Consider the following 21994-nt stretch of genomic DNA (forward strand, 5'->3'; position numbering starts at 1 on the left):
AGTCTTTATAAGACCGAATTCATATAGCCTATAATTTATTTACTCTTTGATATAAATAAGATGGGTTTCAGCATTCTCATTTATAATTCCCTCTGGGATAATATGTTCAATCCATTAATTACATGGATGCATCGTTGATTAACTTAATTTTCATTAGGGAAATAAGCAGTGATTTAATCATTTTTTTAGTCTATTGATTTCTTGATTTATTGTTATTTTCGAATAACTTTATTTTTCACCTTCTTCTGAAGTAAGAGCTAAGTTTATGGAAGAGATACTGATTGTTGAGCCGGTTTTTTTCAATCTATAAATATGAAATAAGAACTAACCTAACAGTTTTGTGCTGATATACCAAGACACACTGAAATTTCGGTGAAGAATTGATCTGACGATCAGTTTACTCCTCAGTTCATAGCCCACTCCTGGTCTCAAACTATAAGGTGGATATTTCGGCGGGCATGGGTTTAATCCGCATTAGTGAATCTCACTCAAAATGGCATCAAGTTTACCGCTATTAATCTTTCAACCACCACTTACTACACTTCCAGTCATTCCTGGTAAGCAGTTGTATCTCAGCCAGCATTATTTCTTGTCACCTGCAGAATGATTAACAGTAGGAGCAAATGAGAATGCCGGATGGCGCAATCCGTTCCCGCCTGGTTCCGCAGTTTGGCTTCTGTCAGCCGTGTTTGCCCCGGTGGTTCATCTAAACATGACTAAAAGCGAAAACGAAATCTCTCTCCGCTCCGGCAACGGAACAACCACATTGATGATTTCAAATATATTGGAGGATAGCATGCAATATACATTTTTGGGCCGTACCGGCCTGCGGGTCAGCCGCATTGCTCTGGGGACCATGAATTTCGGTGAACTCACTGATGAGACAACCAGCTTCCGCATCATGGATGAAGCCTTCGATGCTGGCATCAATTTCTTCGACACCGCCGACGTCTATGGCGGTCCGCAGTCGCCGGATATGGAAAAAGGCTATGGTACATCGGAAGAAATTATCGGTCGCTGGCTGGCCAAAGGTGGAAAACGCGACAGCATCGTACTGGCTACCAAAGCGTACCAGCCTATGGGCACTGGTCCCAACGATAAATACCTGTCCGCCTATCATATCAAGCGCGCCTGCGAAGCGAGCCTGAAACGACTAAACACCGACCACATTGACCTCTACCAGATGCATCACATCGATCGTTCGACACCGTGGGAAGAGATCTGGCAGGCGATGGAGCAACTGATCCGTGAGGGCAAGATAACCTACGTCGGCAGTAGCAATTTTGCTGGCTGGGATATCGCCACTGCGCAATGCACCGCCACTGCGCGCAATCTGCTGGGTCTGGCGTCAGAGCAGAGCCTGTACAACCTGACACAACGTACTATCGAACTGGAAGTGATCCCGGCGCTACGTCATTTTGGCGTTGGGCTTATTCCCTGGAGTCCGATCGGAATGGGGTTACTGGGCGGAGTACTGCGTAAGATCGCTGACGGTCGCAGGGCCACACCTGCCTTACAACAACAGATCAATCGGCTACGTCCGCGACTGGAAGCGTATGAGTCATTATGCGACGAACTGGGTGAATCTCCGGCCGACGTAGCGTTGGCCTGGCTGCTGCACAACCCGGTGGTAACCGCAACGATAAGCGGACCGCGCACCGTCGAACAGTTGCAACAGAACCTTAACGCCCTGTCAGTCAAACTAACAGAAGAAACGCTGAATAAACTCGACGAAATCTGGCCTGGCCCGGGCGGCGAAGCGCCAGTGGCTTACGCCTGGTAATCCCCCCTTTTTTAATCAGCCGGTTCATTGGACCGGCTGAGGAATCATGTAACATGAATACAATTACTGATCAGACATTTGAAGGTGAACGTGCTTTATTCGGACTACAGGATACTCGTTTATTCCGTTTGACGTTTTTGCCGGGAGAATCTCCAGTTAAGCAGGCCTGGAATATTGTAGCCAGTCACTGCCAGTTCAGGGGGAAATATCCTTTCTGGCACAATACGAACCTCGTCATTGAGGATTGTGAATTTACCTCTGATGCCCGTGCAGCTATCTGGTATTCCGGTAATGTCAGCATGAAACGTTGTCAGGTCGATGCCCCTAAAATGTTCCGGGAAGTAACCGGACTGACCCTTGAAGATACTGTCTTTCCGGATGCCGCAGAATTTCTCTGGAACTGCAGTGATGTAACGCTCCGTCGTGTTGAAGTGAGTCGGGGTGATTATATTTTCATGAACGGCCGTAACATTCGCATAGATGGGTTCCGGTTGCAGGGAAACTATTCTTTTCAGGATGCCCGGGATGTGGTGATACGGCATGCCCGGATTGACTCAAAAGATGCTTTCTGGAATTCCGAAAATGTGACCGTAATTGACAGCGTCATCACCGGTGAATATCTCGGCTGGCATTCCCGCAACCTCCGGTTAATCAACTGTGTCATCACGGGTACGCAACCCCTGTGCTATGCCTCCGGTCTGGTGATGGAAAACTGTACCATGAAGGATGCCGATTTGTGTTTTGAATACAGTACGCTGAATGCGGATATCTGCAGCGATGTTATCAGTATTAAAAATCCGGCAGGCGGTATTATCAGGGTACAGAAAGTTGAACATATCATTATTGATGATTTCTGTCCGGAACCAGGAGACTGTGAAATCATCGAAACGGCCGGGGTGATGTATGCATCCCCTGTTTGATACACCGGTAAATCGAAAAGGAACGAATGCCTGGAAATGGGATGTGGCAGGAAAACAGGATATGCTTCCGTTCCACGTTGCTGATATGGATTTCCGGGTTGCTACTCCTATTCAGAAGGCACTGGTTCAGAAGGCACAGGGCGGCATTTTTGGCTACAACACTGTACCTGATGCGTACTTTGCCGCCATTCAGACCTGGTTCAGACAACGCTATCAGTTCAGGATAGAGAAGGACTGGATTATTTACACCACCGGTGTGCTGGCTGCCATCACGGCAACCCTGAAAGCGGCTACCTTGCCGGGGGATGGTGTGATTATACAATCGCCTGTTTACCATCATTTCTTTACCTGTATAAGAAACAGTGGCTGTCAGGTAGTGGAGAATCCGCTGGTCTACAGGGACGGTATTTATTCTGTCGATTTTGATGGTCTGGAAAGGTTGGCTGCACATCCCTCAAACAAAGTGCTGTTATTATGCCATCCACATAATCCTGTCGGGCGTCGCTGGACAGCATCAGAACTGGAAAAAATTGCCGGTATTTGTGTCCGGCATCAGGTCCTGATCATTTCGGATGAAATTCACTGTGACCTTGTTCACGGTGAGGCACCTCATATTCCGCTGGCCAGTCTCTCTCCGGCAATAAGGCAGAATACGGTTACCTGCACTTCACCATCCAAAGGCTTTAACCTTGCCGGGTTGCAAGTGGCCAATATTTTCTGCGCAAATTCGGCGCTAAGAAAGGACATCAACCGGTATATCAATATTCATGAAGTCTGCGATCTCAACAGTTTTGCAATTGAGGGGCTGATTGCCGCCTATACGGAACCGGAAAGCAGCCAGTGGCTTGAGGAGGTAAAAATATATATCCGTGACAATTACGCTTTTCTGGCAGAGACCCTGCGACGTATTTTCCCAGGGTTACATATCCTGCCTCTGGAGGCCACATACCTGGCGTGGATTGACTGTACTGCGACCGGACTCAGCGCTGATGAACTCACCAACCAACTGTACAGGGAAACCGGTGTACTGCTGAGCAGTGGCCATGAGTTTGGAGAGAATGGACGGCACTTTATTCGTGTCAATCTTGCCTGTCCCCGCAGCCAGTTATCAGATGGGCTGCAGAGAATGTCTGCATTTTTCTCTGCCCTGAACGGAAAAATCCTCACCTGCTAAGGCTGCACATTATTTTTGGGAGTGAAGTATGAAGTGGAACAGGTATTTTTCCCCGGCCCGTGCATTCCTGCCCGTCGTGATAGCCGCGTTATCCGTGTGTTTTTCCGGTCTGGCTCTTTCGCAGACGATGGAAAAGCCAGCCGTAGCCCCTATGAGGACACAAAAAATGACAGCACAGACAAAAATTAATATCGCGATCGCCGGACAGAATGTACATGTTGCTTTGGATGATACTCCTGCCGCCCGTGCGTTTATTGCGCAGTTACCCCTGACTCTGCGTTTTGAAGATTACGGCACCACAGAAAAGATCAGCTATCTGCCGAATAAACTGACAACGGAAGGAGAACCGCCCGGCTATACGCCGGTCACTGGCGATTTTTCATATTATGCGCCCTGGGGGAATATCGCTGTTTTTCTCAAAGATTTCAGTTATTCCCGTGGTCTGGTCAGGCTGGGGCACATTGAGTCCGGTCTGGAGGTGATGAACCAGAAAGGAGAGCACGAAGGCATCGTCACGTTGCTCAAATAATGAGGAGCCGCCGGATTCAGGTCGGTTCTACAGGCAATCCAGGTGCGATATCCTCTCCTCGGGTATCGCCGTTAATACTCTCTGACACTGGCCATACTAATGAAAAAAATGACAGGATTAAAAATGATGGTGCTGGGGCTGATGGCAGCAGGTGCCATGACTGCAACGGCCTCAGCCCAGACCGGTGAGTCACAACCGGAAAAAGTGAGTCCACTGATAGTTCTCGGAACATCGCAGGTCAGTAATGCAACGTTTGGCACATTCCTGCCAGTGTTGATGAATGACATCATTCACAGTCGGGATGAAAAAAACAATATTTCCTTTGAGCTTTTCACACCTGAAGATGGTACGCCTGATATGCTTTCAGTCGAACGGTGGACAGACCGTGCCGGTTTTGATGCTCATCTTGCCTATCCGTATGTACAAACCTTTATTGAAAAAGTACCCTCAGCCCTGAGAAAGGGGGGAACTCAGTCGGCATTGTTCATGAGAGACTTGTCTCCGGTTCCGGAGCAGGCTATTCCGTCGCCGCAGACAACCCGTAACAGTCTTACCGTTTTTATGATAAAACCGACAGCACTGGCCAGTGTGATAGATGCCACACTTAAAACCGCTGAAGCGGCCAGAGCCACGCACGGGAATCTCCGATATGACGTTTTCCAGGATATTTCACAACCGCGACGCCTGGCAATATTCCAGCGATGGGTATCATCTGATGCGCTTGAGGCATGGAACCTTCAGGATGCAGCGAAATCCTATGAGGCATTCCTGGCTGATTCGCGAGAAACGCCCGCCAGTCCACAACTTTGGCGCCCGGTGAAAGATATCGGCAGATAATAAGATCAATGTTAAACAAGAACCGGCTATGGGTCATATTACTATGGCAACATCGCCGGTTGACCTTAATGTTCAGCTCCCCTTATAGCGAAGGGTATTAACAAAAGCCATAAAGGCCGGTGAGCCCTGCCGTCTGTGAGGGTAGTACAGATGAAACCCCTGAAAGGTAGGGCTCCAGTCAGCCAGTACTTCCACCAGTTTACCGCTGATGAGATGGGGTTCGACCAGATAATCAGGAAGATACGCAATACCAATACCATCCAGCGCAGCATTCAACTGATGGATAGTGCTATTGGCTGTAAACTGCCCGGTCGTTTTCACGGTAAAATGACGATCGCCTTGTTCAAACTCCCAGGCATAAACTCCGCTGGACGCCGAGTGGCGTATGTTAATACAGTTATGCCGAATAAGATCCTGAGGTGTGTCAGGCGCAGGATGTTGTGCAAAATAAGCCGGTGTGGCGACAGCAGACAGCCTCCAGTCGCGGCTAATCCTGACAGCGATCATATCCTTGTCCACCGATTCTCCCAGTCGGATGCCGGCATCAATACGTTCACGAACAATATCCGTAAATCCGTAGTCAATGCTGACCTCCACCTGGATATCTGGATATGTTTCCAGAAACTGAGCGAGAATAGGCCGGATGAGATACTCGACAACATCATCTGAGCAGGTGAGGCGAATGGTTCCTGTGGGTTTCCCCCTGAGCGCACTCATTTTATCCAGTTCATAATGGATCTGTTCGTAAAGTGGTCCGATGGCATTCAGGAGTGTTTCACCCTCTTCAGTCAGGGCAACACTACGGGTTGTCCTCGTTAGCAGGCGGTAGCCGAGTTTCTCTTCCAGCGACTTGATGGTATGGCTCAGAGCAGAAGGCGTGACGCCAATGTCTGCGGCGGCACGGGTAAAGCTGAGTTGCCTGGCTACGCTCAGAAATGACTGGAGATCATCCATTTTGTTTTAACCTTTCATAACGGTGAGTCAGGTATGTTAAGGTAATTCCTGTACATACGCTATTTATCCGCATGATGAAATATTGACCGCCTTGTCACATATTAGAAAATTTTCCGATTACTGATTTTCTCTCATAAAGGAATCAACTTTTCTGCTATTAATGTTTCCCACTCCGGCCATTATAGTTATTCTCAACAAATATCTCTTTTTATATATTACTCTGGGAATTAAATATGTTGAGCAAGCTTACTGTCCTTTTCACACTGCTTTCATCCTTCTCTTTGCCGGCAATGGCTGCCAAAAACTCTGATATTTCTGCGGCATCACAGGAGAAGGGAGTGGTCAGCGTCAGCGGCGCCTCTACCCTGGAAGAGTTGACTCAGGCACTGGCCAGAAAAGCAGCAGCTGCCGGTGCCTCAGATTATCGTATTACCTCGGCTGGCGGAAAAAATAAACTTTACGGTACTGCCGTCATTTACTAATTAATGCAATAACAGGAACAATTTCCTGATGAATAATTTTAGTTTTTATAACCCAGTTCGTATTCATTTCGGGCGCGATCAGATTGACCAGATTGCTACGGAAATTCCGGCGAGCCAGCGCGTCATGATTGTCTATGGTGGCGGAAGCGTGAAAGCAAATGGAGTACTGAACCGGGTCAGGAGCACGCTGAGAAATGTGACGGTATTTGAATTCGGGGGAATAGAACCGAATCCTCATTATGAAACACTGCTCCGTGCAGTTGATGTAGTCAAAAGCGAAAACATTGATTATCTGTTGGCAGTAGGTGGTGGATCGGTGATTGATGGTACTAAATTCATTGCCGCTGCCTCCTGCTATAAGGGGAATGCCTGGGACATAATTGAGACTCAGGGGGTAATTATTGAAAAGGCCCTACCGTTGGGATGCGTCCTGACCCTGGCCGCAACCGGTTCTGAGATGAATGCCGGGGCATCAATCATGAAGGCTGCCACGGGAGACAAAATGTCATTTCATTCAGAGCATGTGCTCCCTCGTTTCTCTGTGCTGGATCCTACAATTACTTACAGCCTACCCCGTCGGCAGACAGCAAATGGCGTGGTGGATGCGTTTGTACATGTGCTTGAGCAGTATATTACCTGGCCCGTCAATGCAAAGTTGCAGGACAAAATGGCAGAAGGGATCCTCTGTACCCTGAAAGAAGAGGGACCAAAGGTACTGGTCACGCCGGAGGATTATAATGCCCGCGCCAATATTATGTGGTCTGCCACGATGGCGCTTAATGGGTTACTGGGTACTGGGGTTCCCGAGGACTGGTCAGCTCATACCATTGGGATGGAGCTGACGGCGCTTTACGGCTTGGATCACGCACAGACACTGGCGGTTCTCGTTCCGTCAATCTGGAAATACAAAATATCTGAAAAACAGCAAAAATTGGCTCAGTATGCTGAAAAGGTCTGGGGACTTTCTGGTGGAAACGACTCTGATATGGCCTCTGCCGCTATTGAAGCCACGGAGCGATTTTTTGCGTTAATGGGTGTAAAAACCCGCCTGGCCGATTATGGTCTCGGGAAGGAGGTGATACCGCCAGTGATAGCCAGGTTACGTGAGCACGGTAATATCGCGCTGGGTGAACACCACAATATCACACCAGAAGACGTCACAAAGATTCTGGAATTGGCACTTTAACCACCATGGCTATTTTTCGGCTCTCTATATAGCGACTGATAATAGGCCCGGTTAGCGCTGTTACTCCAACACTTTCGTTTTCCTTTAAACTCCGAACGGTGCCATGTCATTTGTCGATGCATATCCAGAAAGCTTGTCAGAGGTAATTTACTTCATGAACATCAAACAAAAAACAAAAGCCATTTTTATGGCGTTAATATTAACTTCAACGATATCCGGAGTCAAAGCTATGGCACAGAGCGCGATACCTTTCCCGACAGGCTATGCTAATTTTTATCACAGTCAAAATGTGGAAATTAAAAAAGTCCGCTTCAGGAACCCTTATGGCATTGAGATTGTAGGTAATCTGGTGTTACCAAAGGGGCATAAAACAGGTGAAAGATTACCGGCAATTATCATTGGTCATCCGATGGGGGCCGTGAAAGAACAGTCATCGATGCTTTATGCACAAGTACTGGCTGAACATGGTTTTGCTACCCTGGCTTTTGATATGCCGTTCTGGGGGGAAAGCGGTGGAACTCCTCGTCAGGCAGTAGAGCCTACGATGTTTGAAGACGCATTCAGTTCTGCAGTTGACTTTTTGAGCTCTCGCCCAGACGTCGATAAGAATAAAATTGGTGTACTCGGTATCTGTGCAAGTGGTGGCTACTCAATAGGTGCAATGAAAATCGATCCACGTATCAAAGCATTAGCTACCTCAGCCATGGTTGAAATGGGCACGGCATCCCGCACGATGCTGCTTGACGAAGCAGCAATCAAGGCAGGAGCGGCTCAGCGTGAAGTGGAGTTTGAAGGTGGCAAGCCGGTATACTCAGGCGGGACAGTGACAAAACTGACTGCTGATAGCAATCCGATGCAACGTGAATTCTATGAGTTTTATCGCACTAAACGTGGCGAGTATACTCCCGCAGGGGCAGATAAGAATCACACTACGATGCCATTATTAAGCCAAAATGCGAAGTTGCTTAATTTCTATCCCTTTAATGGCATTGAAAATATCAAGCGTCCAATGTTATTTATTACTGGCGATATTTCAATGTCGCGCGGATTCAGCGAGGAAGCCTACAAACTGGCTTCAGAGCCTAAAGAACTCTATCTCGTTAAAGGGGCTAATCATACTGATATGTATGATAATGCTGACAAAATTCCGTTTGCAAAATTGATTGCTTTTTTCCAGAGTAACCTGAAATAAAGAAAGCAGAGCAAGCAGACAACGGACCTCACCCATAAAGTTGGATTGTTTATATTAAGTGACTTTTCAGGGCCAGAGTCTGGTATTTAACCAGACCCTGGCTATCTCCTGGTTATCAAACACCGGGCGAATGGGTCGAGGTATAAGCCGCTGCGGGCACTTAAAAAAAATATAGCGAAATAATAAAGGGTATTTCATCGTTAAGTTGAATGTTGATTGCTATTTGATCTATATCTCATCTGTTGGGTTTGAATTTTTCAGAAAACTAAACGATTGTTGAATTTACCTCATTACGTTATGAAATATAATGTGGTAACAGGTATTGATATTTTAATATATGCTCACTTACCTGAGCGTATATATGCTCTTTACGACTAACTATCTTATCACCTTTCAACAGCAGTAGCAGTTTCCTCATTATGTTCAATTACAGCACCAAAAGGTAAAATTGTGCAAGACAAGATATTGACTTCCACCTATAACAATAGAAAAACATTGTCGAACTGGGGAGGCGTATTTGCGCTGTCTCTTGGGGCGTTCGCGCTAGTCGCATCGGAGTTTATGCCGGTGAGTCTGCTGACACCGATAGCTGCGGATCTTGGTATTACTGAAGGGCAGGCCGGGCAGACGATCTCTGTTTCCGGAGCGTTTGCAGTATTAACCAGCCTCTTTATTTCGGCCCTCGCAGGAAAGCTTGATCGTAAAATTCTGTTATCTGTATTAACAGTATTAATGATTGTATCTGGGACTATTGTTTCTCTGGCACCGAATTACGAAATATTTATGCTGGGTCGTGCACTAATCGGTATCGCTATTGGCGGCTTCTGGTCTATGTCTGGTGCTGCGGCGATGCGGTTGGTTAAAGATGCCCACGTTCCGCGAGCATTAGCTATTTTTCAGGGGGGGAATGCCCTGGCAACGGTTATTGCTGCGCCTTTAGGAAGCTTTCTCGGCGGCCTTATAGGCTGGCGCGGGGCTTTTTTCTTTGTGGTGCCGGTTGCCATTATCGTATTGCTATGGCAACTAATTAGCCTGCCGTCAATGAAGGCTGAAGAACGCAGCAGTGTCAGTGTAATTTTCAAGGTATTATCCCGACCCGTTGTTACCCTCGGTATGGCAGCCGCCAGCTTATCGTTCATGGGACAGTTCGCATTATTTACATATTTGAGGCCTTACCTTGAAAAAATAGTGCATGCCGACGTTTCAATGTTGTCGTTTATGTTATTGATAATGGGAACTAGTGGATTTGTAGGTACGGTAATAATTGGTGGATTCCTGAAAAACAATTTTAATCGCACTCTTGTGGCAATTCCACTCTTCATGGGTGTTGTGGCCGTCTTTATGATCCTCTGCGGTGGTAGCTTTATCTCGATATTCTCATTATTAGGTTTATGGGGACTGCTTGGCGCTGCTTCCCCTGTCGCCTGGTGGACATGGGTTGCCCGGACGCTGCCAAATGACGCGGAGGCTGGTGGTGGTTTGTTGGTTGCAGTTGTACAGCTTGCCATTACAACGGGAGCAGTTATAGGGGGGATTCTTTATGATTCAAGTGGTTATCAGGCAACTTTTGGGGTCAGTGCTGCTTTGCTTCTTACCGCGGGTTTGATGGCGTGGATGACGGCACGGAGCGCTCACTCGAACATTCGTTCAGCCTAAAAGGCAAACATATTGATGAATTTTTTCATCGTGAAAATCAACCCAGCTTTAATGAGGTAATAGCATGTCGATTCAGGCAATTGATGGTGTTCTGCAGCAGCTCCAACTGATATCGTCGCAGGCAAGCGGTCTGCAGAGTAGTGCAACGCAGCAGATGGATTTTGGTGCAACACTTAAAGCGTCACTGGATAAAATCAGCGCCAGGATGGACACCGCGGCTAGCCAGATTAAAGATTTCGACTTAGGTAAACCTGGCATCGGGCTTAATGATGTGATGGTTGATATGCAGAAAGCAGGGATTTCGATGCAAATGGGAATTCAGGTGAGAAACAAACTGGTATCAGCTTACAGTGACATCATGAATATGCAAGTGTAGAGACGGACTCGTGTGAGCTTGAGTTATCATCCGGGATATACTGTTATCAGGCTGATAATACACTTCTTAATTATTGATCGGTTATGCCGCCGTTCCGTAAATCTTTTTCTGTATTCGTTCACGATCATCCAGCGCGTTACCCTCCGGGGTAACGCGTCTTTTTTCGCTTTGTTTGCCAAACATGCAGTCGAAACCTGAACATCTGAGAGGGATGTGGTTGTACAGTACTATCGTTGAACGGTCGCAGGAGCGGCTTGCTGGAAATAAGGTTGATAATCTGGTGATAGATGTCATCATAGCTGCGGCCGGAAATGCCAGCCATAAAAATGTCAACGAACAATCCGTATTTCCGGGGCGGTCTGGTAAGGCAACGAGTTAAAATCGACAGAACGATCCTGTATGTTAAAGGTATAACGCGGTCTGCAATTTTATTCCCTCGCTGCCATTTCAGTTATGATATTGATTATTAATCCTGCCCCGGAACATCCATGTCCATAAAAAATAGACTATCTGACCAAATTGATTGGCAAGCGTTTATTTTAACTTAACATTAATTTCGGCAGGATGTTGTTTCAGGTGAATACTCTTTAATTTAAATGCATAATATCTGTCGCTGAAGTGAGTATGTTTTTGGCCTCTTCCAGAAAGTCAGGTGTCGAGTTATAAGAAGTGTGGATGAGATGAATAGCACCATTGATTGTCGCAACCCCAATGGTTTGTTCATCCTGAGTGCCAATTAAAACGTTCGGCCCCCATAATGACTCCAGGGTAAGTTCGCCAAAGTTTTGAGAGAAAGGAAGTACTCCAAGATTCGATATCAGAATATCGGGGGCACAGATTTCTCTGTCAAACTGTATCATTCCATTGAGGCCATTGTTTTTCATGGTGGGTCCAACAAGATTAATCAACTCCACCATGCCATGTTTTTCTCGATAAAGATTTAAGTCTTCAGTGACTGCCCGGGCAATATTCCAGAAATCATCGGTATTGCTGGCTTCATAACTGTAAGTTGGGAACAGAGCCAGAAAACTGAGACCATAATCTGATGCCGAATATTTTCTTGCATCGATTGGCGTACAAATGCGCACTGGCCTGTCACACCATGAAGATGATTGATATAGTGCTAAAGCAAAAGCTGCTGAAAGCGCACCGTGAACGGTTGTATTTTCCTGTTTCGCACGCTGGCGAATTCTGACTGAAAGCTCAGGTGACAAGCGTTGTCTGAGGATCTGAAGTTTCGCTAAACTTCTTTCAGTATAGGGAACCGGTTCCTCTGTGAAATGTGGTACTTTTATGTTACCAACTGACTCTTCATTAACTGAACATAAGTCTTCGAGAGAAGGTAATAAAGCCAGTTCAGGCAGGTTTTTTCCCGCTAATGTCTCAAGTAAATCATGGATAAAGTGCGCCAGAGACCGACCATCAGCAATCGTGTGATGTGCTGTGAAGATAATGACGCAGCGTTCCTCACTGTAAAGAAGCGCTGCTTTAAGCAGAGCCATATCACCTGTACCAAAAGGTGCAGAGAATTCTCTCTTAATCTCCTCTTCTATCGAAGAAATTTTATTGAGGCGAGCTATACGCAGCGGAATTTCGATTGTTTGATCATGGAAAAAGTACAGGCGATTATCACTATCGGCGTCAACACGGGCATTAATTAATGGGTGGCGTGACTGGACTTTTTTAAGCGCTGAGGACCAGTCATCTAAGCGAGTGACGCCATTTATTTCGGCACTCACAGTGAAATGTTTTGGACTGGTTGTATCGATATGCCATGCGTAACTCTCCAGAGCACCAAGTGGGCGAAGAGTTGTTTCGTTTTGAGATGTATTTTCCATTTATCTGTCCACAATTAATGTTTATGAAAAAACATACGGCAACTGTTGATTCTGGAAAAATAATTTAATATCGCTACCTTCCTCCTTATCATCTTAAACAGACTGTTAAGTACTATTAATTGATCGTGGTGGTGCTTGCAACTTATTTTTTACAACTAATTATCAAAGAACGTACAGAATTATTTCCTGGTAAATCAGCCAGACTTATCAGATCTTGAATATGGTTCATCCACATGATTTTCCTGTCAGAGAGCATAAAACAGGGGGAGAATAATCATAATAAAGTGACATAACATAAAAGGGGAATCTAAAAGTCTGTTAGTAATCATCTTTTAAAGTTCAGGATGTTAGCTACTGAGTCAATAAGAAATCTGAATTCATACATGCAAGTTTCTTAAATGGCGTATAGATCGCCATTATCTCTATCAGACTGTAGCACCAGCGTCAGACCCGAAGAGGGTATACGAGTGCCTGGCGGCGCTTGTCAGGACTACCTCTGTTGCTTCCTCACGCTGAAACATGGAGCACTTTACAGACACTCAGTAATGTACCAGCCCACCGTCTACAGCATATTGGCTGCCGGTCACATAGGATGCGTCATCGGACAGAAGGAAAAGTGCAACTGCAGCGGCCTCTTGTGCTGTTCCTGCGCGACCCAAAGGAACCTGGCTTACTACAAAATCTTCAAACTGCTGACGCGAGTCCTCTGGCATAAAGTGCCTGAAATTAGTTTCAATTGGACCTGGCACCAACGTGTTGGCGCGAATACCACGTTCGGCCAGCGCAGATGCCCAGCTTTTGACCATAGCGATAACGGCGCCTTTCGTCGCTGCATACAGGCTTGTCATAGCCGCACCTTCGTACGTAGAAGAGGATGAAGTGACCAGAACGGATGCACCCGGATTAAGTGATTTTGAGAGAGCGGCAAGCTGTAGCATCGGGCCACGCACATTTGCGTTCATCATGCGATTAAAAGAATCAGCCGTTACAGATTCCGGAGAGCTGACCTCCGCGAAGCCAGCATTAAGCCATAATCCATCAAGTGAACCCCAATCGCTAATAGCTTCTTTTAGCGCATTGATGTCAACTTCGCTTGCAGAATCGCTTTTCAAAATAAGCGATGTTTCAGGCAGCAGAGTGCGGGCGCGTTCCAGTCTTTCTTCACTCAGTCCTGTAATGGCCACATCACCACCTTCAGTGATAATGCGCTGCGCACCAGCCAGCCCCATGCCACTTGTACCACCCGTGATCAGTATACGTTTCCCCTGAAATCTGCCCATGCTTAGTCCTTTTGTTGGCTGCGGAATGAGCATTTACCTTACGTAAACAAAACACTGTTCGTCATCTATTTTATTGCGCAACTAAGGTATTGCTGATTGAACGTCTGCTCCTGGCACTGAGCCGTCACTACCCTTAATCGCCCAACGACATCGGCCGCTCCCCACCTGGCGGCAAACCAAACAACCTTCTCACCCAATTAAGAAATGCCCCATAAGGCCGTCCCAGAAGCAGCATCATTAATGCGGCACCAAATGTGCCGCGTACCAATCCACTGCCAGATGCACCGCTAAAAGCAATGATGGCCGCATAGACAGGTACCTGAAAACTAACCAGAGCAACACTGTCCCACAACAGCTTCGAAACCAGGCTCGATCCTGCATGTTGCATCACCCAATCGCGCCATATGCCGTAAGGACGAGCTACCGGCACCATCAGAACTGCACCAATTAAACGTGCATGCAGTACCTGATCCCACGCCATCCCGGCGATATATCGTTCATTAATAATGCCCGTTGTAGTGAAAAATAAAATTAGCGCAGTGGTATCCGCAATAAATGCAGTACGGTGCATGCTCGGGTCATGGGATTTAGGCAAAATACATTTCCTGTTTTGGCATGATGAGGCAGGTGTTTTCCACAGGCAGCACAACACTAAGAAGTTTATTGGTACAAGACCGTCCACACAGACTCTGGTGAATGGGTTAGGGCGATGAGCGGACGCCATTTTCACACTACTATTTAAGCAATCTTGTTGGCCGCTCAATGATTCTGGCCAGTTAAAGATAAACCACATTGCAGGCCGAATCTGCGTACCCAAAAATTCTATAGCCGGTTGAAGTTTCAATTCCGGGGAGATGAATAGCCCGAAGAATAGCCCCCACCACGGTGTGCTGTTCATCTGAATGCGTCAAAACATCAAGATACTGGATATCCGAATAACCACCTTCACTGAAATGGTAAAACCACTCGCCATCAACTGCGGATTTATAACCATTGAGAGAGGTAGTTTTCCATAGAGGAGGAGATGCCATGCCAACCATTGCCAGGCGGATCTCATTCCATTTTGTATTATTCATGCAGCTATAGAGCATTCAAACCTCCTGGAACCTGCCTCCTGCAGATTAACACATTACGCTTTTAGCCGCGTTCGCCAATGGCACAGAACTAACTGACGGCAGAATAATGATGTTGCTTCGCTCCAGACCTGCACAGCAGAGCCTGTGGAGGAACCCGGTGCGTGCGAAATGCATTTTACAGAGTGCAGATGCGAAAAAGGCCGCCCCAGGGGCGACCTCTTCCACTACTTCCGTTTGCAACAATCTGTTATTTGTACAGTTCAGCGGTCATGTGCACACGGTTATTGGTGTTGGCTTCGGTGATTTTGTACTGATCGCCATGCTGTGCAGCCTGAGCGGCAACCTGAGCTTCAGCGCCGTCCAGGGTATCGGCGGTAACGGAGATGCTCTGTGCGAAGCTTGCTGCTGACATCAGAGAAAGAGCGGCTGCGGCGGCGATGGTCATTGCTTTGATAGTTTTCATGGTCTTATTCCTTAGTTTGTATGGTGGAAGACAGTATGCCTTCGATGGAAATAATGATAACCATGGAAACCATTAGCATATTAACAATAAATGCGGGTATTGTGATCATGCTAACTATCACATCGATAGGGCATGCCTGCAGTCAGCATTTGGGCACCGCTTCAACAAAGCTGTTGTCTGTATGCTATTAACTAACTTTGTGTTCAGGCTTCAGCGATTTACGTCATCTGTAACCATAGCGTTGTGCCTTCACTTTCCCCTGGATGCTGGCTCCCGGGACAAGGTTCCGTTTCGTCTCTTGCGCCTGCTGCCCGGTTCGTTCATGCCCTCTGCTGTGGGCTGGTGATTGGGAGTGAGAGTTTTTGAGAGTGCGTCGATAGCAGAGGGACGCTATCAGTCGTATTCGTGAGCGGCGGCGGAGGGTCTCCAGTTATTGTTAGCTTTAGTGGAATAGTGGGTCTTCCGCAACCTGGGTGGAGTCGTTCATGCCAGAGGACTCATTACCGTCGCCTTAGTAGTTCGAATCCGGCTGCATATTCCGACCCAATTCGGTCACCAATACCTACATGCGGTGTAATTGCCTTTCCCTGCTCAGGTCCCCCCAACCACTCTGCGCAGTAGCGTATCAGCGCTTGTCCGGATACCGCTGGCTGTTGCTGCACGTTTACCGGCCTCACCAGCGGCAAGTAACCCCAGCTGTTGCTGCAACCCCTGAAGAGCCAGTGACGACTGCTGTTTCGAACCCGCAAAAGGGGCGAGTGATTCCGCAAAAACGTGGCACGTGCACGTTGGGTTGCGGCAGTACCAGTGGCGGATACGTATTTCAAATCCCACAGGAATTCTCTGCGGCCGTTATGAAATAGCTTGAGCTAAACCATGTGCAGAGTATTTCTTGCCTCAGCGCTACAGCGATAAGCGTGGATTTCAGCCTCAAAAAATGATGACAGAAACTACCTACAGAATCGGGACACTACATAACATAATTGATAAAAAGCGTCTGAAGAGTCATCTGTTAGCTATAATGACTTTGACACCAAATATTGTTGGAGGTTTATATGACCACTCAAGAAGGTAAAAAAGGGAGTGAAGGAAGCGCGTCTACGCCTGGAAAACTCCCGACAGGCAGTAAAGAATCAGCCAGGGAAAAAGCGACAAAGAGAGATAGAAATTCAAAGAGATAATATTTAGCCACCTCAAGGTGGCTTTTTATTAGATGTTTTTTTGAATAATGGTTTATGTAGACGGCATTCATAATAAAGAAAGGGTATTTTCTTCTTTAATCTCTTTACTCCGCTTAAATCACACATTCATTAGAAGTTGATAACTATACCCATGATAGCGCTAAAATTGAGATTACCAGCTACGCAACGTGGAGATGAGTATGTCAGAACGTCCAGATGATGTTAAGCCGCTTCCTGATGAGGGTGAGGTTCCTGATAGCCAGTTCCCGGATGAAGATGATGATGATCCGGATACAGAGTATCCTAATGACGAACCACCTAAGCGATAAACTGATAACCGCCTTTCCGAGGCGGTTTCACTTTTAAAAGCTCCAGGTTGTTAACTTTGTGCACTTTAACTAATTGTGCTAATTAAAAAGAGCCCCCGAAATAGGTGCCCTGGCGGGTGTTGCAGTGACGATAATATCCATACAACGAACCGCCTGCTCTGCGTTCGGTGCCGGTTTACATTGATACCCAGTTCTTCGGACATTTGCTGACAGAATGTTGCGGTTTTCACTGTGTCGGGAGACAATACCCGTACATTGCCACTATCAGGTACCTTTATTTGGGTTTCTTTATTGGCTTTAACAACGCCGCGAGAGATGCTGACGTTGCACCTGATGCATTTTTCTGAACAATTTTTGATGATGCAGACGGCGGCTTATCTGTAGTCATACGCTGCCCGGCAGCTTTATGCTCAACAACACGACTTGTTGGTATCTTTCTGTCAGGTGTGACCGATGGACGAGATATGCTTACTTTTTTTATTAGTCGGGCATCCTGGAGCTGGCGTCCCAGTTCATCTTCAGAGGCAAGTTTGTTCAGGTCATTTTCGAGCCCTGAAACTTGCATAACGGACAAGTATGCGCCGATTGTGACGCCAGCCCCTCCTGACTCAAGAGAACGTAGGGTCATTACAGACATACCTGCACGCTCCGCAACCTGCCTGGCTGTTAGTTTCCGTCGCAGACGAGCAAGCTTAAGCCTCTCACCGAAATCGGCAAGCAGCTGATTTATATCAGGAAGTAGTGGACCCGTTTTTTTAGCCATAGTGCTAATGTTATGGCAATAATGTGGTAAAAGAGCCAGAATAATTGCACTTTAAGGTGACTTTCGCTTCGTCTTTCATCAGGGTACGTAATGCATGATTGAGAGTCAGGAGATAAACGGCAATGATCGGTTTTCAGTGCGGCATTTGCTCCGTCATAGGCGGCAGGAGAGAGAGTATCGGAGTCAGGTAAATCTGGGTCTTTTCGCCAGATCCTTATTCATTCACTCTCCTGCGTTTCTTTCGTTATTTTATAGGCTACCCAGTTTACGGACTTCGTCTGATTATTATTGTTCAGTATGTAGGCAGCACGAAGCAGAGTTTGTTCACTTCCTCCAGGCAGGCATCCGACCCCACATTGCTCATTGTATTGGGGGTTTGTTTTTACCTGCGGATGTTCGCCAGGTAAGAGGTTTGATTCATTGAACGAGCAGGCAGACTCACCTGCGCAACTGGAACCACGGCAGTAAATTACGTGTCATAACCGCTCCTGATTCATCAGTTGACACGCAATAAAATAGTCACTATCGCAAAGAGATAGTCATGCGTAAGGATATAGGTATTAAAAGTAATCTCGTGCCTCATTTTCTGATTTCCATATCGATTACAGAGGAGCCTGAAAGTGAGATATTAGAAACTTTACTTTCATCTGTTGGCACAGATGAGTTTAACGCTCAGATCGCGTAGTGCACGACCAAACTGCGTGGTGCCGCTGCGGCGGGCCTTCATGCCGTTAACCCGGGAATACAGCGTGCTTATCGCTGTAGTATGCGACGAGTTTTCCATGCAAATCAATATTGCGGTACTATTTATCAATAAGAATCAGTAAGATATAAAAGATCGCAAAACATTTATTAAGTTAAGTAATAATTTTTTAAAACTGCTCTTCCTATTATTTCTCTATGACTGCAAAGTCAGGCGATTTTTTGGTGTATGAAGTACACGCACATGCAGACGTTGTGTTGTATGCATCGTCATCCGTTTTGCCTCCTCAACCAGCCGTAAATGAATTGCGCTACTCATGATATTGACTCATGAGGTGCCATGAGGAAGTTTAGCCTCAATATTGTTCATCCCAGGTCCATCAGATTATAGAGGTTAGCGCAGCTAACCCTGCAAATGTGTCCAGGATGATTGGCACAATTCATTTTAGGATTGACAAGGTTTACATAAATGATCAAATCTGTAAACCTTGTCATTTACAGGACAGCCCTAATGTCAGAAGCTCGTCGAACTCACATACTGAATGCATCTGTTATTGCCTTTTCCCATCACGGATACCGGAAAACCTCTCTGGAAGATGTGGCTAAGGAAGCGGGGATATCGCGTCAGGGGCTTTACCTGCATTTCTCATCCAAAGACGAACTTTTCAGTGCCACTATCGATTATGCATTGTCTATGCAACTTGAAGCCGCTGAAAAGGCATTAAGCAACGGGTCATCTATTCTCTCATCACTTTTAAAAGCCTGCGATGAATGGGCGGGGCGTCATATTGGCCAGGGTACATCGGATGCAGACGATCTGGCTGCCAGCAGTACCGCGATTTCCGGTGATTTAATGAAGCAGTTTACGGCACGCTTTGAAGCCTTGCTGACATCAGCTATTTCATCTTCCACCATGATGGCGAGCCTGAAAAATAACGGTCTGACAGCTTGTGATGTGGCAAAAACTATCTATTTGCTGACGGCTGGGATTAAAACGACCAGTCGCACGAGGGAAGAATTCCGTCAATCGTTGGCATCGGCTCTTTCCGTTTTGATTGCTCCCCATCTCAAAGAGAGAAAATAAGATGTCTTCACCGTTAAATGCGAAATCAACCGCCCAACAGGTTCTGGCTGGCCTGCAGCTGAAAGGCAAAACGATCCTTCTCACGGGAAGTAACTCAGGTATCGGGCTCGCTTCTCTGAAGTGTCTGGCTGAAGCAGGGGCGACAATGATTTGCCTTGCCAGAACAACTGAAGCAGCCCGACGGACTGTTCAATCCATCAGAGGCAATCATGTGCCTTTGGGCTGCGACCTGTCAGATCTAAATGATGTCCGCGATGCGGTCCAGAAAATACGCCAGTTGCAGCAACCGATCGATGTCATCATTACCAACGCCGGACTGGCTGCACCTTCCTCTCTTCAGGTTAAACACGGTGTAGAAGTGCAATTCCTGGTGAATTACCTCGCACATTTCTATCTGGTGACGGAATTGCTGGATAGGTTACCGGATAATGCAGGCAGAGTGGTCATTGGCAGCTCAAGTGCCAGTATTCAGCAGGCACCGAAAGAAGGCTTGATGTTTGATAACCTGGATGGCAGGCAATTTTATAGACCCTTCACATTATATGGACAATCTAAATTTGCTACGGCGTTATTTGCTAAAGAGTTGTCCCGTCGTGTCAGTTCACGTGGTATTAGCGTTAACTCTGTCCATCCGGGCGCAACGGCGGGAACAAAGCTGAACGATAATCTCTCGTTTCCACTTAAAATACTGATGAGCATTGCACGATATTTTATGAAAACGCCGGAGCAGGGCGCTGCAACCCAATGCCTGCTTGCTGCTCTGCCAGTGGGAAGGAAGGTGACTGGAGAGTACTGGGCAGATTGTCAGGTGGCAGAGGGAAATCCATTACTCGATGACCCATTACTGGCAAATGAGTTATGGCGAGTATCCGAACAGATTCTGCGGCGTGAATTACCCGCATAATGAGGCCGTTTGTCACCGCTATTGTACTGTCGCATAACAAAACGAGTTTTTCGGTTATCTGAATTTATCACCTGCCACGTTAGCCTAAGGTTTTCCAGTTATCAGGAATACACCTTATGCAAAGTGACAACGTTACCTCATCAATCACTCTTCCAGCCTCTTACCGAAAGTGGGTCGTAAGCGGAGCTACCGGTGCTCCGGATTTGAAAAAGGAACACTTCAGGCAGGTAGAATGTGAAATCCCCTCTCTTATGGATGGAGAAGCCCTGATCAGGGTGAAAATGATAAATGTCCATTCAGCCACCCGTCTGCGCATCCTGCGGGGAATGATTGCTACAGGTCAGACGGATTTAAACAATTATGCCTGCGCTGAAGTTGTGTCATCACGCGACCCGGCGTTCTGTGTGGGTGACGTCATCGCCTGCCAGGCTGGATGGCAGGAATATCAGGTGATCAGCAGCAGAGATCTGCCAGTGGGCTTTGCTGAACCGAATAATCTGGTGAAAGCTCTTAATGGAACCCATTCCCCCTGGGTTTATGTATTCAGGCCAGCAATGGTACAGATGTGGCCTGCTTCTACACTGATGGAAATTTTTGGTACCTCGGGTATGACAGCCTGGTTCGGACTTCAGCAGAATGGTCCGATGCTGACCCGTGACACTGTCGCAGTCGCAGCGACTACCGGTTCTGTCGGGTCCATCGTTGCACAGATTGCAAAGGCTGCTGGTTGCCGGGTAGTGGGGTTCGCGGGCGGTGCTGAACGCTGCACATGGGTGACCACCACGCTTGGGATTGATGACTGTATTGATTACACCTCACCCGACCTGGATAAAGCGCTGCGAAAGGTTTTTCCTGAAGGGATTGATCTATTTTCAGATGGCGTTGGCGGTGATCTGACCGAACGTGTCACCCGACTAATGAATCGTCATAGCCGCCTTTTTTCTTACGGTTCTGCGGCATCTTATTATGCACCCTCAATAGGTAGTGCACCTGAGGTAAGGCCGACTATGCGTCAGAACTTTGGCATTACTGAAGAAGTGGAAAGACGACTGTCTGAACGGCATATCCGCTCACATGTCTGGACGGTTGATCAGTTTTACCATCAACGACTTCAGGCTGAGGACGCGTTGTCCCAGTTGCTGCTTTCAGGTCAGTTGAAGCCAAATAGCCACACGGTTGATGGTTTTGAACATCTTCCCGCAGCCATAACCGGGATGTACCGCTCGCGCCAGCCAGGCAAACTGCAGATAGCGTTTAAATAAGGAGATGAACCCACGCCATGTCT

Annotated in this window: 21 protein-coding genes and 1 pseudogene; 14 read left to right on the forward strand and 8 right to left on the reverse strand. The window is 47.0% G+C overall.

Going from position 1 to position 21994, the window contains the following annotated elements:
• Positions 1-796: 796 nt before the first annotated feature.
• The 5 genes from CUN67_RS25820 to CUN67_RS25840 all read left to right on the forward strand — a co-directional run bounded on the left by CUN67_RS25820 (position 797) and on the right by CUN67_RS25840 (position 5243).
• Positions 797-1783: an aldo/keto reductase gene (locus CUN67_RS25820; RefSeq protein ID WP_208718318.1), complete on the forward strand. Its 987-nt coding sequence runs from the start codon at positions 797-799 to the stop codon at positions 1781-1783.
• Positions 1784-1836: 53 nt separating this feature from the next.
• Positions 1837-2703 (forward strand): DUF3737 family protein, encoded by an 867-nt coding sequence (locus tag CUN67_RS25825; RefSeq protein WP_208718319.1) that lies wholly within the window; start codon positions 1837-1839, stop codon positions 2701-2703.
• The gene (locus CUN67_RS25830) at positions 2687-3877 is read left to right on the forward strand and encodes a MalY/PatB family protein (RefSeq protein WP_208718320.1); all 1191 of its coding nucleotides are present in this window, start codon (positions 2687-2689) and stop codon (positions 3875-3877) included. Before CUN67_RS25825 ends, CUN67_RS25830 begins: the two co-directional genes overlap by 17 nt.
• Positions 3878-4043: 166 nt before the next feature.
• Entirely contained in the window at positions 4044-4406 is a 363-nt protein-coding gene (locus CUN67_RS25835; RefSeq protein WP_208718321.1) for a cyclophilin-like fold protein, read from the forward strand.
• A gap of 99 nt (positions 4407-4505) precedes the next feature.
• Positions 4506-5243, forward strand: a complete 738-nt coding sequence (locus CUN67_RS25840) for a putative quinol monooxygenase (protein ID WP_208718322.1) — start codon at positions 4506-4508, stop codon at positions 5241-5243.
• A gap of 72 nt (positions 5244-5315) precedes the next feature.
• On the opposite strand, the gene CUN67_RS25845 is transcribed toward CUN67_RS25840, so the two are convergent.
• Positions 5316-6197 (reverse strand): LysR family transcriptional regulator, encoded by an 882-nt coding sequence (locus tag CUN67_RS25845; protein WP_208718323.1) that lies wholly within the window; start codon positions 6195-6197, stop codon positions 5316-5318.
• 233 nt (positions 6198-6430) lie between these two features.
• Between CUN67_RS25845 and CUN67_RS25850 the strand changes: the two genes are divergently transcribed.
• The 5 genes from CUN67_RS25850 to fliE all read left to right on the forward strand — a co-directional run bounded on the left by CUN67_RS25850 (position 6431) and on the right by fliE (position 11089).
• On the forward strand, positions 6431-6679 hold the full coding sequence (locus tag CUN67_RS25850; RefSeq protein ID WP_208718324.1) for a YdgH/BhsA/McbA-like domain containing protein: 249 nt from the start codon (positions 6431-6433) through the stop codon (positions 6677-6679).
• A 28-nt stretch (positions 6680-6707) separates the two neighbouring features.
• Entirely contained in the window at positions 6708-7865 is a 1158-nt protein-coding gene (locus tag CUN67_RS25855) for an iron-containing alcohol dehydrogenase (protein ID WP_208718325.1), read from the forward strand.
• Between the two features lie 154 nt (positions 7866-8019).
• On the forward strand, positions 8020-9057 hold the full coding sequence (locus CUN67_RS25860) for an alpha/beta hydrolase (RefSeq protein WP_208719501.1): 1038 nt from the start codon (positions 8020-8022) through the stop codon (positions 9055-9057).
• A 450-nt stretch (positions 9058-9507) separates the two neighbouring features.
• Positions 9508-10713 (forward strand): MFS transporter, encoded by a 1206-nt coding sequence (locus CUN67_RS25865; protein ID WP_302882821.1) that lies wholly within the window; start codon positions 9508-9510, stop codon positions 10711-10713.
• Positions 10714-10777: 64 nt separating this feature from the next.
• Positions 10778-11089: a flagellar hook-basal body complex protein FliE gene (gene fliE, locus CUN67_RS25870; protein ID WP_208718326.1), complete on the forward strand. Its 312-nt coding sequence runs from the start codon at positions 10778-10780 to the stop codon at positions 11087-11089.
• Positions 11090-11676: 587 nt separating this feature from the next.
• On the opposite strand, the gene CUN67_RS25875 is transcribed toward fliE, so the two are convergent.
• From CUN67_RS25875 to CUN67_RS30490, 6 genes and pseudogenes are all read right to left on the reverse strand, one after another.
• On the reverse strand, positions 11677-12927 hold the full coding sequence (locus tag CUN67_RS25875; protein ID WP_208718327.1) for a condensation domain-containing protein: 1251 nt from the start codon (positions 12925-12927) through the stop codon (positions 11677-11679).
• Between the two features lie 539 nt (positions 12928-13466).
• Complete coding sequence (locus CUN67_RS25880) at positions 13467-14207, reverse strand: SDR family oxidoreductase (RefSeq protein WP_208718328.1); 741 nt, start codon at positions 14205-14207, stop codon at positions 13467-13469.
• 133 nt (positions 14208-14340) lie between these two features.
• On the reverse strand, positions 14341-14778 hold the full coding sequence (gene alaE, locus CUN67_RS25885) for an L-alanine exporter AlaE (RefSeq protein WP_208718329.1): 438 nt from the start codon (positions 14776-14778) through the stop codon (positions 14341-14343).
• Between the two features lie 205 nt (positions 14779-14983).
• On the reverse strand, positions 14984-15298 hold the full coding sequence (locus CUN67_RS25890; RefSeq protein ID WP_208718330.1) for a DUF6678 family protein: 315 nt from the start codon (positions 15296-15298) through the stop codon (positions 14984-14986).
• 232 nt (positions 15299-15530) lie between these two features.
• Positions 15531-15746 carry a YdgH/BhsA/McbA-like domain containing protein gene (locus CUN67_RS25895; RefSeq protein WP_084872098.1) on the reverse strand — a complete coding sequence of 72 codons (216 nt, stop codon included), beginning with the start codon at positions 15744-15746 and terminating at the stop codon, positions 15531-15533.
• A gap of 551 nt (positions 15747-16297) precedes the next feature.
• Positions 16298-16562: pseudogene (locus CUN67_RS30490) on the reverse strand (ISL3 family transposase); the annotation flags it as partial.
• A gap of 565 nt (positions 16563-17127) precedes the next feature.
• Between CUN67_RS30490 and CUN67_RS30495 the strand changes: the two are divergent.
• Positions 17128-17256, forward strand: coding sequence for a hypothetical protein (locus CUN67_RS30495; RefSeq protein WP_254711489.1), 129 nt, complete (start codon positions 17128-17130; stop codon positions 17254-17256).
• A 274-nt stretch (positions 17257-17530) separates the two neighbouring features.
• On the opposite strand, the gene CUN67_RS25905 is transcribed toward CUN67_RS30495, so the two are convergent.
• Complete coding sequence (locus tag CUN67_RS25905; RefSeq protein WP_208718331.1) at positions 17531-18019, reverse strand: helix-turn-helix domain-containing protein; 489 nt, start codon at positions 18017-18019, stop codon at positions 17531-17533.
• Between the two features lie 1213 nt (positions 18020-19232).
• On the opposite strand from CUN67_RS25905, the gene CUN67_RS25910 reads away from it, so the two are divergent.
• The 3 genes from CUN67_RS25910 to CUN67_RS25920 all read left to right on the forward strand — a co-directional run bounded on the left by CUN67_RS25910 (position 19233) and on the right by CUN67_RS25920 (position 21971).
• Positions 19233-19805, forward strand: coding sequence for a TetR/AcrR family transcriptional regulator (locus CUN67_RS25910; RefSeq protein WP_208718332.1), 573 nt, complete (start codon positions 19233-19235; stop codon positions 19803-19805).
• A 1-nt stretch (position 19806) separates the two neighbouring features.
• Positions 19807-20709: an SDR family NAD(P)-dependent oxidoreductase gene (locus tag CUN67_RS25915; protein ID WP_208718333.1), complete on the forward strand. Its 903-nt coding sequence runs from the start codon at positions 19807-19809 to the stop codon at positions 20707-20709.
• 116 nt (positions 20710-20825) lie between these two features.
• Positions 20826-21971, forward strand: a complete 1146-nt coding sequence (locus CUN67_RS25920; protein WP_208718334.1) for an MDR family NADP-dependent oxidoreductase — start codon at positions 20826-20828, stop codon at positions 21969-21971.
• The last annotated feature ends 23 nt before the right edge of the window (positions 21972-21994 follow it).

Source organism: Pantoea cypripedii, from assembly GCF_011395035.1.
Classification (GTDB): domain Bacteria; phylum Pseudomonadota; class Gammaproteobacteria; order Enterobacterales; family Enterobacteriaceae; genus Pantoea; species Pantoea cypripedii_A.

Coding starts and splice junctions, on each gene's coding strand:
- CUN67_RS25840 (WP_208718322.1), top strand. CDS start 4,506: ATGAAAAAAATGACAGGATTAAAAATGATGGTGCTGGGGCTGATGGCA.
- CUN67_RS25855 (WP_208718325.1), top strand. CDS start 6,708: ATGAATAATTTTAGTTTTTATAACCCAGTTCGTATTCATTTCGGGCGC.
- CUN67_RS25880 (WP_208718328.1), bottom strand. CDS start 14,207: ATGGGCAGATTTCAGGGGAAACGTATACTGATCACGGGTGGTACAAGT.
- alaE (WP_208718329.1), bottom strand. CDS start 14,778: ATGCACCGTACTGCATTTATTGCGGATACCACTGCGCTAATTTTATTT.
- fliE (WP_208718326.1), top strand. CDS start 10,778: ATGTCGATTCAGGCAATTGATGGTGTTCTGCAGCAGCTCCAACTGATA.
- CUN67_RS25895 (WP_084872098.1), bottom strand. CDS start 15,746: ATGAAAACTATCAAAGCAATGACCATCGCCGCCGCAGCCGCTCTTTCT.
- CUN67_RS25920 (WP_208718334.1), top strand. CDS start 20,826: ATGCAAAGTGACAACGTTACCTCATCAATCACTCTTCCAGCCTCTTAC.
- CUN67_RS30495 (WP_254711489.1), top strand. CDS start 17,128: ATGTCAGAACGTCCAGATGATGTTAAGCCGCTTCCTGATGAGGGTGAG.
- CUN67_RS25835 (WP_208718321.1), top strand. CDS start 4,044: ATGACAGCACAGACAAAAATTAATATCGCGATCGCCGGACAGAATGTA.
- CUN67_RS25820 (WP_208718318.1), top strand. CDS start 797: ATGCAATATACATTTTTGGGCCGTACCGGCCTGCGGGTCAGCCGCATT.
- CUN67_RS25850 (WP_208718324.1), top strand. CDS start 6,431: ATGTTGAGCAAGCTTACTGTCCTTTTCACACTGCTTTCATCCTTCTCT.
- CUN67_RS25910 (WP_208718332.1), top strand. CDS start 19,233: ATGTCAGAAGCTCGTCGAACTCACATACTGAATGCATCTGTTATTGCC.
- CUN67_RS25860 (WP_208719501.1), top strand. CDS start 8,020: ATGAACATCAAACAAAAAACAAAAGCCATTTTTATGGCGTTAATATTA.
- CUN67_RS25875 (WP_208718327.1), bottom strand. CDS start 12,927: ATGGAAAATACATCTCAAAACGAAACAACTCTTCGCCCACTTGGTGCT.
- CUN67_RS25845 (WP_208718323.1), bottom strand. CDS start 6,197: ATGGATGATCTCCAGTCATTTCTGAGCGTAGCCAGGCAACTCAGCTTT.
- CUN67_RS25830 (WP_208718320.1), top strand. CDS start 2,687: ATGCATCCCCTGTTTGATACACCGGTAAATCGAAAAGGAACGAATGCC.
- CUN67_RS25825 (WP_208718319.1), top strand. CDS start 1,837: ATGAATACAATTACTGATCAGACATTTGAAGGTGAACGTGCTTTATTC.
- CUN67_RS25915 (WP_208718333.1), top strand. CDS start 19,807: ATGTCTTCACCGTTAAATGCGAAATCAACCGCCCAACAGGTTCTGGCT.
- CUN67_RS25905 (WP_208718331.1), bottom strand. CDS start 18,019: ATGGCTAAAAAAACGGGTCCACTACTTCCTGATATAAATCAGCTGCTT.
- CUN67_RS25890 (WP_208718330.1), bottom strand. CDS start 15,298: ATGCTCTATAGCTGCATGAATAATACAAAATGGAATGAGATCCGCCTG.